The organism is Mucilaginibacter pineti (genome assembly GCF_900101875.1).
GTDB lineage: Bacteria > Bacteroidota > Bacteroidia > Sphingobacteriales > Sphingobacteriaceae > Mucilaginibacter > Mucilaginibacter pineti.
Genome location: NZ_FNAI01000012.1, coordinates 108,368 through 122,057 on the forward strand (window position 1 = coordinate 108,368; position 13,690 = coordinate 122,057).

General features: G+C 42.6%; 11 protein-coding genes. 5 read left to right on the plus strand and 6 right to left on the minus strand.

What is annotated here, in order from left to right:
* Positions 1–12: 12 nt before the first annotated feature.
* From purS to rho, 3 genes are all read right to left on the minus strand, one after another.
* Complete coding sequence (gene purS / locus BLS59_RS22670) at positions 13–267, minus strand: phosphoribosylformylglycinamidine synthase subunit PurS (RefSeq protein WP_091152873.1); 255 nt, start codon at positions 265–267, stop codon at positions 13–15.
* Between the two features lie 38 nt (positions 268–305).
* Positions 306–1,043 (minus strand): CDP-diacylglycerol--serine O-phosphatidyltransferase, encoded by a 738-nt coding sequence (gene pssA, locus BLS59_RS22675; protein ID WP_240315317.1) that lies wholly within the window; start codon positions 1,041–1,043, stop codon positions 306–308.
* Between the two features lie 92 nt (positions 1,044–1,135).
* On the minus strand, positions 1,136–2,770 hold the full coding sequence (gene rho / locus BLS59_RS22680; protein WP_091152877.1) for a transcription termination factor Rho: 1,635 nt from the start codon (positions 2,768–2,770) through the stop codon (positions 1,136–1,138).
* Positions 2,771–3,121: 351 nt separating this feature from the next.
* Between rho and pyrF the strand changes: the two genes are divergently transcribed.
* The 5 genes from pyrF (at position 3,122) to BLS59_RS22700 (ending at position 9,114) form a co-directional block, all read left to right on the plus strand.
* A complete protein-coding gene (gene pyrF / locus BLS59_RS22685) occupies positions 3,122–3,952 on the plus strand; it encodes an orotidine-5'-phosphate decarboxylase (protein WP_162842749.1) in 831 nt (276 codons plus the stop codon).
* 159 nt (positions 3,953–4,111) lie between these two features.
* Positions 4,112–4,372 carry a transposase gene (locus BLS59_RS32075; protein ID WP_205411335.1) on the plus strand — a complete coding sequence of 87 codons (261 nt, stop codon included), beginning with the start codon at positions 4,112–4,114 and terminating at the stop codon, positions 4,370–4,372.
* A 35-nt stretch (positions 4,373–4,407) separates the two neighbouring features.
* Complete coding sequence (locus BLS59_RS32080) at positions 4,408–4,632, plus strand: hypothetical protein (protein ID WP_205411340.1); 225 nt, start codon at positions 4,408–4,410, stop codon at positions 4,630–4,632.
* A gap of 309 nt (positions 4,633–4,941) precedes the next feature.
* On the plus strand, positions 4,942–6,930 hold the full coding sequence (locus tag BLS59_RS22695; protein WP_091152881.1) for a S9 family peptidase: 1,989 nt from the start codon (positions 4,942–4,944) through the stop codon (positions 6,928–6,930).
* 81 nt (positions 6,931–7,011) lie between these two features.
* A complete protein-coding gene (locus tag BLS59_RS22700; protein WP_205411336.1) occupies positions 7,012–9,114 on the plus strand; it encodes a S9 family peptidase in 2,103 nt (700 codons plus the stop codon).
* Positions 9,115–9,283: 169 nt separating this feature from the next.
* Here BLS59_RS22700 and BLS59_RS22705 read toward each other — a convergent pair whose 3' ends face one another.
* The 3 genes from BLS59_RS22705 to yidC all read right to left on the minus strand — a co-directional run bounded on the left by BLS59_RS22705 (position 9,284) and on the right by yidC (position 13,674).
* Positions 9,284–9,820: a pyridoxamine 5'-phosphate oxidase family protein gene (locus BLS59_RS22705; protein WP_091152883.1), complete on the minus strand. Its 537-nt coding sequence runs from the start codon at positions 9,818–9,820 to the stop codon at positions 9,284–9,286.
* A 327-nt stretch (positions 9,821–10,147) separates the two neighbouring features.
* Positions 10,148–11,512: an exonuclease domain-containing protein gene (locus tag BLS59_RS22710; RefSeq protein ID WP_091152885.1), complete on the minus strand. Its 1,365-nt coding sequence runs from the start codon at positions 11,510–11,512 to the stop codon at positions 10,148–10,150.
* 329 nt (positions 11,513–11,841) lie between these two features.
* The gene (yidC, locus tag BLS59_RS22715; RefSeq protein ID WP_091152887.1) at positions 11,842–13,674 is read right to left on the minus strand and encodes a membrane protein insertase YidC; all 1,833 of its coding nucleotides are present in this window, start codon (positions 13,672–13,674) and stop codon (positions 11,842–11,844) included.
* Positions 13,675–13,690 lie beyond the last annotated feature (16 nt).

Consider the following 13,690-nt stretch of genomic DNA (forward strand, 5'->3'; position numbering starts at 1 on the left):
CTTTAACCTAAATTAGGCTTCTTTTATTTCAAAAGTATAGCTTTCCATAATTAGGTTGGCTAACAGGTTTTTGCATGCCTCGTCAACTTTGGCGTTGGCAATTTCGGCACTTGCTGCTTCAATTTCAAGGGTAATGTGTTTGCCAATGCGCACGTTTTGTATTTCGGCTAAACCAAGGTTTTTCATGCTTCCGGTTACTGCTTTTCCTTGTGGGTCAAGTATTTCTTTTTTGGGCATTACGTCAATTTCAGCCAGGAACTTTGTCATTTGTGTTTGTGTTTTAATTTGAAGCTATCGGCAACATGTTATGCCTTTGTAGGCTGCTCATGATGGTGATCACTCGTTATTTTTAATTGAATTAATGATAGGGTGATGTATATGAATATAACCACCGGAACTGCCACAAATTTAAAAAATAGAATGAGTATTGCCGAAAACAAGAGCAGTAAATAACGGAAAATGTTTTGATTAAAGTCGCGGTTCTTAAATTTAAGCGACATCAGGGGTATTTCGGCCACCAGCAGGGTACACATTACCACCACAAGGCCGGTTAAAACATACGGGTTTAATATAATATGATCCAATGTTTCGTACTGTTGAATGATTAATGGCAGCGAGGCAATTAATATTGCATTTGCAGGCGTAGGTAAGCCAATAAAGCTTTCGGCCTGGCGGGTATCAACGTTAAACTTAGCCAAACGCAGGGCCGAAAACACGGTGATAGCGAAAGCGATATAACATAAATAATCGCTAACCTTATTAATTTGAGGCGATCTTAAAAACAGTTCATATAAAATGGCCGACGGTAAAAAGCCAAAACTTACCATATCTGCCAGCGAATCCAGATCTTTACCTATAAAGGAAAAGGAGTTGAGCACGCGCGAGGCCAGGCCATCAAAAAAATCAAATATTGCCGATAAAAAAATAGCATAGGATGCAATAAGCAGGTTACCCTGAAAAGCAAATACTATGCCTATACAGCCACTAAACAGGTTTGCACAGGTAATAGCATTAGGGAGATGTTTCTTTACGCGTCTCTTCATTTCGGCCATGAAGTTATCAGAAAATTATTAAGTAATAATGAAGTTACAAATAAACTTTGTGTTTATTATATAACTTCATTATAACTAAATTATTACGAGTTCATGGAAATCAGGAACTCTTCGTTTGTTTTGGTACCACGGATCTGTGCTTGTAAAAACTCCATTGATTCCTGGGAGTTCATATCGGCAAGGTGGTTACGCAAAATCCAGATGCGTTGCAATGTTTCACGGTCAAGCAGCAAATCATCACGACGGGTGCTTGATGCAGTGATATCAATAGCCGGGAAGATACGTTTGTTAGATAACTTACGATCCAACTGCAGCTCCATGTTGCCGGTACCTTTAAATTCTTCAAAGATAACCTCATCCATTTTTGAGCCGGTTTCGGTTAAAGCAGTAGCAATAATGGTTAATGAACCGCCATCCTCGATGTTACGGGCCGCACCAAAAAAGCGTTTAGGTTTGTGCAACGCGTTGGCATCCACACCACCCGATAGTATTTTACCAGATGCAGGGGCAACCGTATTGTAGGCACGCGCAAGGCGGGTAATGGAATCTAACAGGATCACCACATCATGACCGCACTCTACCATGCGTTTAGCTTTCTCTAAAACAATGTTGGCAATTTTTACGTGACGCTCTGCAGGCTCATCAAATGTTGATGATACTACTTCGGCGCGTACGCTGCGGGCCATATCTGTTACCTCTTCCGGGCGCTCATCAATCAGTAATATAATAAGGTAAACCTCAGGGTGGTTTTTAGCAATGGCGTTGGCCACATCCTTTAACAACATGGTTTTACCTGTTTTTGGCTGGGCCACAATTAAACCACGCTGACCTTTACCAATAGGCGAGAACAGGTCCATGATGCGGGTTGAATAATTACCGGCATCGGTGAACAGGCTCAGTTTCTCTGACGGGAAAAGTGGTGTTAAGTGATCAAAAGGTACACGGTCGCGCACTTCGGCAGGGATACGACCGTTAATGGCTTCCACACGTACCAGCGGAAAATATTTTTCGCCTTCTTTTGGAGGGCGGATGCTACCGCGAACAGTATCGCCGGTTTTTAAACCGAATAATTTTATCTGCGATTGTGATACGTAAATATCATCCGGAGAAGTAAGGTAGTTATAGTCTGATGATCTTAAAAATCCGTAACCATCGGGCATAATTTCCAAAACACCTTCATTCACAATCACGTTATCAAAATCCATGTTGATAGGCGGCTCCTGTGCTTTTTGCGGCTGATTAGGATTAGCACCATTCTGGCGCCTGTCAAATTTTTGCGGGCGTACAGTGGTTGGTTGTTCTTCGGCTTTAGGAGCTGTTTCTCCTGGCTGGCTTTCGGCAGCAGGTGCTTCGGCGGTTACAGGTTCGGCAGCAGGTGCTTCGGTAACGGTTTCGTCAACCTGCTCTTCTTCATCCTGCTCATCAAATAAGTTGGTATCATCCAAAGGAACTTCAACGCGCGGTTGCGTTTTTGGCTTTAAAACACGGGTTCTTTTACGTGCTTTTTCCTCTGCAGGGGCAGGGGCGTTGATTTCTGAATAGTTGCTTTCAACAACGTTTTGCTGTGCCCTTGCGGCTTCAATTAACTGTTGTTGTTCAATAATGCGAGCTATTAGTTGTGGCTTCCTTAGCTCATCAGCTTCGGTTATACCTAAATTTTTTGCAATTTCGCGCAACTCTGAAACGAGTTTGTCGTTCAATTCGATTTTATCAGACATGATATGAATTATAGTTCAATGGGATTTTTAATATCGTTGTTAGTTTTCAAACGGTAATAAAGCCGCCGCGTTAGTTTTAAGTTTTGCAACTAAACGGGGTATTATTTAAAGAGATTGATCCTGAAACTTTGTTTTAAGTAAACATCCAAACCCTGGTAAAGTATTAACGTAATAAATATCGAGGGGTTTTAAATTGTTTCTTTAGTACAAGAAAAATTCAAAGGAAAACGATGCAATGGTAATCAAATAATTGTTAATTTCAAATTAATTAAATAAATATCTACAGTAATATAACAATTGAGCTAAATTTTTAGTTTTTTTGACAGTTAGAATATTTAACACCCGCCCATGATATCGCGTAAGCAACTAATAGAACAGATTAAGCAAAAAAAGTCATTTTTGTGTGTTGGTCTGGATACTGATATAGATAAGATTCCCGAATTTTTAAAACAATATCCCGATCCGATACTGGAATTTAATAAACGCATTATTGATGCTACTAAAGATCTGTGCGTTTCTTACAAACCCAACGCTGCTTTTTATGAAGCCCGGGGTATTAAAGGTTTGCAAAGCCTTATTGATACCTGGAAATATTTACCCACCGATACCTTAAATATAATAGATGCCAAACGCGGCGATATCGGCAACACATCTGATAAATACGCCAAAGCCTTTTTTGACGAAAACGCTTCGGGTATGAGTTTCGATGCTATTACAATTACACCTTATATGGGTAATGACAGTGTTACGCCTTACCTGGCCTATGAGGGTAAATGGATAATTATACTGGCGCTTACCTCATCAGTAGGTAGCAAAGATTTTCAATACCTGCAAACCGGCGATGGCTATCTATATGAAACCGTTATCAAAAAGGCCAATACCTGGGCCGGTGCCGATAGGATCATGTATGTAGTTGGTGCTACAAAAAGTACCGAGTTTACCAACATTCGCCAATATGCGCCGGATAACTTCCTGCTTGTACCCGGCGTTGGCGCACAGGGCGGCAGTTTAGCTGATGTGTGTAAATATGGCATCACCAAAGATTGCGGTCTTATTGTAAACGCATCCCGCTCCATTATTTATGCCAGCAACGGCGAAGATTTTGCCGATGCCGCCCGTGCCGAAGCATTAAGCATGCAACGGCAAATGCAGGTGGAACTGGAAAAGGCAGGCGTGATATAGCTTAGCCGAATAATTGATTGTGCAAGTTCAATCGTCCACGCTTGAACTATATATTAAGGAGCGTCCACGCTCCAGGAAATTTATAGCAAGCGTGGACGCTTACTTCTGAACCGTTCGGGCGTAGACGCCCGAACGTGCTGTTTTAATTTAATTTATCCAATGCGAAGAACGGCTGTAACTGATGAATTATATTTTGTTACGTTAACAGTAACCGATTGGATAGACGTATTTACCCGAAGAATCTACAGCGATTTTATAATTGAAAATCTTAATTATTGCCAGCAAAATAAAAAACTGAACATATACGCCTATGTTTTGATGACAAATCATTTGCATTTAATTGCCAATGCTGAAGATGGCTCATTAAGTAATATTTTGCGCGATTTTAAAACTTATACATCAAAAGGGTTGGTTAATTAATTGCTGACAATCCATCCGAAAGCAGGCGTGATTGGTTGTTTAACGCCTTTGAACTTGCCGGTAAACAAAATCCACAAAATAAACATCATCAGTTTTGGCAAAACGGTAATTATCCTGTTTTGCTTTATTCACCAGACTTTATCCAACAGAAAATAGACTATATTCATAATAATCCGGTTAAGGCGGGTTTTGTTGGTTCGGCGCATGAATATTGGTATAGCAGCGCAAATCCAGATAGCCCTTTGTCAATTATTGGTTAATTACGCTAGTTCAAGCGTCCACGCTTGAACTATACAAACTGGAGCGTCTACGCTCCAGAAAAGAGAATTCAAAATAGTAAGCGTGGACGCTTACCTTTTGAACCGTTCGGGCGTGGACGCCCGAACATGCCGTCGGATTAAAAGATTTTATCAACAAAAGAAATCCTTAAATCTGATAAATCCGCTTAATCCTGGTTCAGATATTTACTCCCATTTCAGCCAAGTAAATGTAAATTTTACACCATTACCCTCATTCCAGAACAACTTCCTGTACTAATTGTTAAATTACACCCAATAAGTAATTTGCCAATGAAACGAGCCTTACTTTCTGTTATTTCTTTATCTTTTATATTGTCCGTATCGGCCCAGGACAAAAAGCCCCTGAAACCAGCTGATATTTACCGTATTCCCACATTGAGCGATCCGCAGATCTCGCCGGATGGAAAATGGGTTGCCTATACCCTGGCCGAAACGGATACAGCGAAAGACAAACGTATATCGCACTTGTGGATGCAAAGCTGGGACGGCAAGGAAACATTGGAACTCACCCACGGTGCTGAATCGGCTTCATCGCCACGTTGGAGCCCGGATGGTAAATACCTGGCTTTTTTATCATCTCGCGATTCAAAAAATGGTTCGCAGATCTGGATGATAGACCGTCGCGGCGGCGAGGCTAACAAACTGACAGATATTAAAGGCGATCTGAGCGATTTTTCATGGTCGCCGGATAGTAAGCGGCTGGTTATGGTAATTGGCGATCCTGAGAATGGAGGGAAAGAAGAACCTAAAACGCCTAAGCCCATAGTTATCGATCGCTACCATTTTAAGCAGGATAACGAAGGTTACCTGCAACACCAGCACCAGCATTTGTACCTGCTTGATGTTAACAGCAAAAAACTGGATACGCTTACCAAAGGCGATAAGGACGAAGAATCACCGGCGTGGAGCCCCGATGGGAAAACGATTGCCTTTGTAAGTAACCGCACTACCGACCCCGACAGAAATCAAAATACGGATATTTTTACCATCGACGCCCGGCCCAATGCCAGCATCCTGCAAATAACCAGTTGGAAAGGTCGCGATTTTAACCCGCAATGGAGCCCCGACAGCAAGACGATTGCTTACCTGCGCACAACCAGCGATGCGGATTATATGATGTATGATCAAAATATATTGTGCACAACAGATATTGTGGGCTCAAATACCAAAATGCATACCCAACTGCTCGACAGGCCCGTGACCAACCAGGTTTGGGCTAAGGATGGCAAAAGCATTTCCTTTTTAGTAACCGACGATAGGCAGCGTTACCTGGCCAGTATTACTTTAAACAATGGCAAAATAACGCCTGTTAGCAAGGGAGAATATGTTATAAGTGGTATAAGCTCAAATACATCTGGCAATTGGGTGGTGCAAAAAAGCGATCCTTACACACCTACCGAACTGTTTGCGGTGGAGGGCGGGAAGCTTCGTCGGTTAACTTACCATCAGCAGGCCTGGTTAAATACGGTACAGCTGGCCAAGGTAGATGGCTTTCAATCTACCAGTATTGATGGTACGGAGGTATCGGGGATTGTGTTGAAACCGGATAGCATCCCCGGAAAAAAAATGCCGCTGATATTGTTTATACACGGCGGCCCCGTTGGGCAGGATGAGTTTTCATTTGATGTTACCAGGCAGGTACTTGCGATGGCCGGTTATGCTGTTGCCGGTGTAAACTACCGTGGCAGTAATGGTCGTGGACTGGAATACTGCAAAGCTATTTATGCCGATTGGGGTAATAAAGAGGTAAAAGACCTTTTAGGTGCGGTTGACAAGTTAGAGAAATTAGGCATTGCCGATCCCGATCATTTGGGTATTGGTGGCTGGAGCTACGGCGGTATCCTTACCGATTATACCATCGCATCCGATACCCGTTTTAAAGCGGCCGCCAGTGGTGCCGGCAGTGCCCTGCAGCTATCGGTTTATGGCAGCGACCAATACGTGCTGCAATATGATAACGAACTTGGCCAGCCCTGGAAAAATGAAGAGAAATGGATCAAGATCTCGTACCCATTCTTCCATGCCGATAAAATAAAAACACCGGTGTTATTTATGTCGGGTTTAAAAGATTTTAACGTGCCAACTGCAGGCAGCGAGCAAATGTACCAGGCACTTAAATCGCAGGGTATAGCTACCGAGCTGATATTATATCCTAACCAGTTTCATGGTATCAGCAAGCCAAGCTATCAAGTGGACAGGTTGCAGCGCTATGTAGATTGGTATAATAAATATTTGAAAAAAGGATCGGCCACGCGTTAGTAACAATCTATTGTGAAGCTATATCTCTTCAGAAATGATCATTAAATTTAAATAGCAAATAGCATTCTTCTTATCATCGCCATGAATAAAAAACTATTGCTTCTTGTTACCCCGGTCTTTTTAGTATACAGCATGGCAACAGCCCAGCAAAGCAAGCCCGTTGTAAAGCCGCGTGCTACTGCTCCGGTTAAGGAAGTTAAACACGTTGTTAAGCCTGCCTTGGTAATTACCCCGGCAATTGCATTGGTAGCAGCTAAAAGTCCGTTAAAGCCGGCCGACATTAATAATATACCAACCCTGGCCGATCCGCAATTATCGCCGGATGGTAAATGGATTGCCTATAGCCTGGCTGAAGTGGATACCGCTAAGGATAGTCGCGTATCGCACCTTTGGATGCAGAGTTATGACGGCAAACAATCTATAGAATTAACTAATGGTCCCGAAGCGGCATCGTCGCCAAAATGGAGCCCTGATAATAAGTTTTTATCTTTTGTGTCTGAACGTGAATCAAAAAACGGCGGGCAGATCTGGATCATGGACAGGCGAGGGGGCGAGGGTAAAAAGCTTACCGATATTAAAGCCGATATTCAGGATTATGCCTGGAGCCCCGATAGCAAAAAGCTGGTATTGGTGTTAAAAGATCAGGAAAACAACGGTAAGGAACCCAAAACCACGCCACCTATAAAAATAGACCGCTATCACTTTAAGCAGGATGTTGAAGGGTACCTGCAACACCTGCATCAGCATTTATACCTTTATGATATCGCTACAAAAAAAATTGATACCCTTACCGATGGCGATCAGGACGATGAAGCCCCCGTTTGGAGCCCCGATGGTAAAACCATTGCCTATGTGAGCAATCATACTTTTGATCCGGATAAAAATGAAAATACGGATATTTTTACCGTGGAAGCCAAAGCCGATGGCGAAATTAAACAGCTCACCACTTTTACAGGTCATGACTTAGCCCCTTTATGGAGTCCCGATGGTAAGCACATAGCCTATTTACGATCAACAAGTGATGCCAATTATTATATCTATCAGCATGACGTATTATGCCTTATGGATGCCGATGGCAAAAATAATCGCGTACTCACCGCCCAGTTAGACAGGCCCGTTAGCAACCACGCATGGAGCAGAGATAGTAAAGACATTGTTTACCTGGTAAGTAATGACCGCATCCGTTACGTGGCGCAATATAACGTGCTGCTCCGCAAATCAGCAGTTATAAATAAAGGTACCGAAAGTAGTTTTGAAAGCCTTATTGGCCATTCGCCGGGTAACTGGATAGCAAAGATGACTACGCCATATATGCCGCACGAGCTTGTCGCTATTGAAAACGGCCGTATCCGCAGGCTAACTTTTCACCAGGATAAATGGTTGAGTACCGTTAAGCTGGCAAAGGTAAAAGGCTTTCAGTCGTTTAGCAGCGATGGTACGCTGGTATCGGGTATATTATATACACCGGATGATAGCACAGCCAACAAAAAGTTACCTTTTATATTATATATCCACGGAGGCCCTACAGATCAGGACGAGTTTGAGTTTGATGTAATAAGGCAAACCCTTGCCTGTGCTGGCTATGCCGTAGCGGCTGTTAACTATCGAGGTAGTACAGGCCGCGGATTGGAATATACCAAAGCTATTTATGCCGATTGGGGGAACAAGGAAGTAACAGACCTTTTGGGCGCTGTAGACGAATTGGTAAAAACCGGCGTTGCCGATAAAGATCATTTAGGTATTGGCGGTTGGAGCTATGGCGGTATCCTTACCGATTACACCATTGCTACAGATACCCGTTTTAAAGCGGCCAGCAGCGGAGCAGGCAGCGCATTGCAGCTGTCTATTTATGGCAGCGACCAATGGGTGGTACAATATGATAACGAACTTGGTCAGCCCTGGAAAAACGCCGATAAATATATCAAACTATCATATCCGTTTTTCCATGCCGATAAAATTAAAACGCCAACGCAATTTATGTCGGGTTTAAAGGATTTTAACGTGCCTACTTCCGGCGGCGAACAAATGTACCAAGCACTAAAATCGGAAGGGGTACCAACACAAATGGTGTTGTATCCCGGCCAGTATCATGGCATAACAGTACCCAGCTACCAGGTTGATAGGTTGCAGCGATATATAGAATGGTATAACAAGTTTTTAAAGCCCGTTGATCCGTTAAAATAATTTAAGAATAAGGTAACGCCGAGAACATGGCCCGTCATGCTGAGCCTGTCGAAGCATAGTGGGCAGACCTTTAAGTGCAACCCTTCGACAGGCTCAGGGTGACAGGCCTTTAAAAAAAACGTCATTGCGGTAGGAAGCAATGACGTTTTTTATTTAAAATATGGAGATTCTAAACCTCCAGCTTACCTTCAATAGAATCATCAAAGGTTTTGCCAATGGCCGCGCCGGCAAGCATTTTTACAAACGCAATAGCGTTGCCATGTTTATTGTCCCAGTAATAACCTTCGGTTGGCTCAACTTTAATAACGGAGATGCGCGGATCGTCCTGGCCTTCGGTAAACCAAACTTTCATTATAGGTTCCCAAAGTTCCTTTATTTTTTCCTTGTCCTCACTTACTTCGGCAATGCCGTAAATGTTCAGGAAATCAGAGTGGGGCGATCCCTGGAACAGCAGGTGTACCATTGGGTCTTTGGATATTTCCCAATCTTTATGGCTGTCGTTAGCACTCAGGAACCAGAAGTTACCTTCATCGTCTACCTTTTGTACGGCCATTGGGCGCATAGAAACCGGCAAGCCCGATTTAATATTGGTTAAAAAGAAACAGCTTTTTGCGCTATCAACCATTTCCTTGATCTTGGCAATGGCTTCCGCGCCGCCCAGGTCCTTCATGTTTTCCTCGGGCTGTTGTTGATTAATACTATTCATTATTTATAGTTTTTCTGTTGGTGGATGTATAGGTATAACCAACCGAAATCTATATTGTGTTAATGAAATTAATTTATATGATAATTTCGTGATTGTGTTTTGCGATATAAACCATGTCATTGCGAGCGTAGCGTGGCAATTTCACTGGCGCGGGCTTTCAGCCCGTGACGTAGCATAGTTTCGGCTTTCAGCCGATTAAGCTGGAAGCTTAAATAATGTTTTCACACGGGTTACGATACGCTAAACCCGCGCGAGTAGGACAAATTCAAGATGCAACGCTGGTTAACAGATTCTTTGCTTCGCTCAGAATGACATACTATTTATAACTTACGCAAACACAACCATCCTATCAGGATATCGCGTAGCATAGCTGGATACAATATTTTTGATATAATCATTACCCGGGTATGGGGTGAGGTAATTTTTTAGTTGTTGTATGTTATCGGCATCAAAGTAGTGGGAGATGTAGCCCATGCCATAAAACTGGCCTTTTTCTACCAGTATGCAGCTGTGTTCATCACCTGTACGGCCTTCATCGCGGATGGCGTAGGTTGGCAGGGCGCGTTTTAATTCATCGATAGCGGTGTTCACTTTGCTATTATATTCGTCTACAGATTCAACGCCTTCGCAGGCGCATTGGCTGCCGGCGCTGCCTGTACACAAATCGGTGTTGGTTTGTACAAAGCAAAGTTTTGGGCAAAGGTTAAAAGCCTCTATCAGTTTATTGAGTAGGTTATACCCATCAAGCAGGGAATTACAGGTATAAATAGGGGTGCTGTATTTGCGGCGCTTATCAACCGCAAGGCGCAGGTAGCCACGCTGGTCTTCAAATGCGTAAAGACAATAAGCGTTTTCAAAGCGTTTTAGTGAACGGTTATATTTAGGCCATAAGCGTTTGATCTCAATGGCTTCCAGTACAAAGGCAATAAGTTCGGTACCGCAAACCTGGTGACTTACCTGGTGTATATTGCGCATAAACTCCTGCCGTTGCAGCCCCGGATTATTACCGGTGAAATGACTGCTTACCCGTTTTTTGATGTTTTTGGCCTTGCCTACGTAAATTACCTTGCCCTTTTGATCATGAAAATAATATACCCCCGGCGATTGCGGTAATTTCTCCACGTCTTTTTTAGGGAGATTGGCTGGCAATACCTGTTCTTTGGAGTTTTGTTTAAGGGCCTGCTTTATATGACCATCGGTATCGCTGTTCAGCAAAAGAGTAAACAGTTCAGCAGTAGCTTCAGCATCGCCTCCGGCGCGGTGGCGGCTTTCGTTATCAATACCCAAATGCCTGCACAAACGACCAAGACTATAGGAGGGAAGCCCCGGCAATATCTTACGGCCAAGGCGAACGGTGCATAGTTTATTGCACTGCAAATCATACCCGGCTGCCGCTAAATGGTAGCGTACAAAAGAGTAATCAAAATTTACATTATGCGCTACGAAGATCTTTCCATGAATGAGGTGGTAAATGTCTGCAGCTACATCCTCAAACGGCGGTGCACTTTGCACCATCTCATTACTGATGCCCGTTAAGGCGCTGATATATATCGGGATTTCCCGGTTAGGATTTACAAGTGTTTCAAAACGTTTAACTACTTTTTTGCCATCGTGTATGCATATGGCAATTTCTGTAATGCCATTTGCGCTGGCATGCCCCCCGGTAGTCTCAATATCAACAATAGCATACATATTTCAAATGTAATATTTATTTGCTAAATATTTTAGTGTTTTAGATGAAAGATTTTGGGAGGAAGGAGCAAGGATTTTTGGATGATGGATTTTTGATTTTTAATAAGACACACCAAACCACCACATTGTCATTGCGAGGCACGAAGCAATCTCATCAGGTAAGATGGTAGTGCAAAGTCGTTACCCGTCCTATGGGATTGCCACGCTACGCTCGCAATGACAAATGATTATATTATACAAAAACGGCTCCGGAAGATCATCTCCCGGGGCCGTTTTGCATTTATTTAAAAGTCCTTATTCTTTGTTCTAAAAATCCTTGCTCTAAAGAACTATTTCTTAGCTTGTTGCTGAGCGCGCATCATTTCTTCCATGCGGGCCTGGAAACCAGATTTTTTCTTTTTAGCTTCTTCTGGTTTCTTTTTGTTTTCCTGGATCTGGGCATGGATCTTTTTATCATCAACCATGAATTTAATCAGGTATTGTTGTAAAAAGGTAAGCATATTGGCCAGGAAGTAGTAATAGTTTAAGCCTGACGGATAGCTGTTCAGTGTAGCCAGGAATATGATAGGTGTAATGTAGCCAATGTATTTCATCTGGCCGGTTGCACCCGAGATCTGGTTGTTGAAATAAGTATATATCAGTGTTGATATCGTCATCAGTAAACACATTAAACTGATGTGATCGCCAATGAAAGGTATGGTTGGGAATGTAACAACCGCATCATAGGTTGATAGGTCATGCATCCACAAAAAGCTTTCGCCGCGCAGTTCAAATAAGCTTGGGAAAAACTTAAAGAACGCAATAACAATTGGCATCTGGATAAGTAATGGCAAACATCCACCCAGCGGATTTACCCCGGCCTTTTTATACAGCTTGAGATATTCCTGTTGCAGCAGGGTAGGGTTATCTTCACCAACCTTAGTTTTTATTTCATCCATTTCGGGCTTCAGCACACGCATTTTAGCCATTGAAAGGTATGATTTATAGGTAAGCGGCGATAATACCAGCTTAAGCGCAATGGTAAGGATTAGTATCACCAATCCGTAATTCCAGTTAAAGTTTTTAAGCACGTTAAATAAAGGCAATACCGCAAACTGGTTAATGTATTTTAATGGTCCCCAGCCAAGGTTTACCAGTTTCTGCAATTCAACGCCCTGTGCTTTTAGGGTAGAGTAACGGTTAGGACCAAAATAAAACTCCAATGGTATACTGCCATCTGCCGAACGGGCCAGCGTAAGATCAGCCTTCATTTGCTTTACATCGCTGGTATCGGCTACGTCTGTAGCAACTGCCATGTTTGACCTGGTGATACCGTTTTTAGCTATCAGCGCGTTTGAAAAGAAGTGCTGCTTAAATGCAATCCATTGCATTTTTTTATCACTCACATCTTTTTGATCGTCTTTGGCTTCGCTCAGGTAGTCAACATTACCTTCATTATTAAAATAATATACGGTTGAATATAAACGCTCTTGTTTAATATCCTTTTCCTGTTTGTGCAGACTGGCGGCCCAATTAAGGTTAACAGGACTGGCATTGGCCAATATATTATCTAAACCGGTTGGCTTAACAGTAAGGCCCAGTTTAAAGCCTTCGCCTTTTAAACTGTATATATAATCAATATACTGGGTAGGGCTGTAGCTTAAGCGTAAGGTAATTGATGACGAATCGCTGCCTTTAACTTTAAGATCAGTAGCTGTCGACGTAAAATAATAATTATCGGTGTTGATATTGCTGTTACCTGCGGCAAAGTTTAAACCAAAATGTGTTTGCGGACCGTTAAAAAGTATCAGCGGTTTTTTATCAAACGTTTTGTAGTTTTTTAATTCAACAGATGCAACCTTACCACCTTTGGTGCTTAGTTTAACGATCAGTTCGGCGTTTTCTAAGGTGATCAGTTTTTCGGTACCTACAGAGGCTGCACCAAACGGACTTTTTAAGATCAGCGAATCGGTTACTGCTGTAGCTTTCTTTGTTGTATCGGCTTTTGCGGCTGCGGCTGTTGCAGGTGTGTTTGCTTTGGCCAAACCGGCCTTTTTTAAAGAATCCTGGTGTTGTACCAGGCGTTCTTTTTTAAGTTCGGCTTCAGATGGCTTTAAAAAGTAAATTGAGCCAGCTATAATAGCCATAATCAGGAATAGTCCTGTAAACGTATTTTTATCCATTATCTATTGTATCGTA

Coding starts and splice junctions, on each gene's coding strand:
- purS (WP_091152873.1), bottom strand. CDS start 267: ATGACAAAGTTCCTGGCTGAAATTGACGTAATGCCCAAAAAAGAAATA.
- pssA (WP_240315317.1), bottom strand. CDS start 1,043: ATGAAGAGACGCGTAAAGAAACATCTCCCTAATGCTATTACCTGTGCA.
- rho (WP_091152877.1), bottom strand. CDS start 2,770: ATGTCTGATAAAATCGAATTGAACGACAAACTCGTTTCAGAGTTGCGC.
- BLS59_RS32075 (WP_205411335.1), top strand. CDS start 4,112: ATGCGAAGAACGGCTGTAACTGATGAATTATATTTTGTTACGTTAACA.
- BLS59_RS22695 (WP_091152881.1), top strand. CDS start 4,942: ATGAAACGAGCCTTACTTTCTGTTATTTCTTTATCTTTTATATTGTCC.
- BLS59_RS22700 (WP_205411336.1), top strand. CDS start 7,012: ATGAATAAAAAACTATTGCTTCTTGTTACCCCGGTCTTTTTAGTATAC.
- BLS59_RS22705 (WP_091152883.1), bottom strand. CDS start 9,820: ATGAATAGTATTAATCAACAACAGCCCGAGGAAAACATGAAGGACCTG.
- BLS59_RS22710 (WP_091152885.1), bottom strand. CDS start 11,512: ATGTATGCTATTGTTGATATTGAGACTACCGGGGGGCATGCCAGCGCA.
- yidC (WP_091152887.1), bottom strand. CDS start 13,674: ATGGATAAAAATACGTTTACAGGACTATTCCTGATTATGGCTATTATA.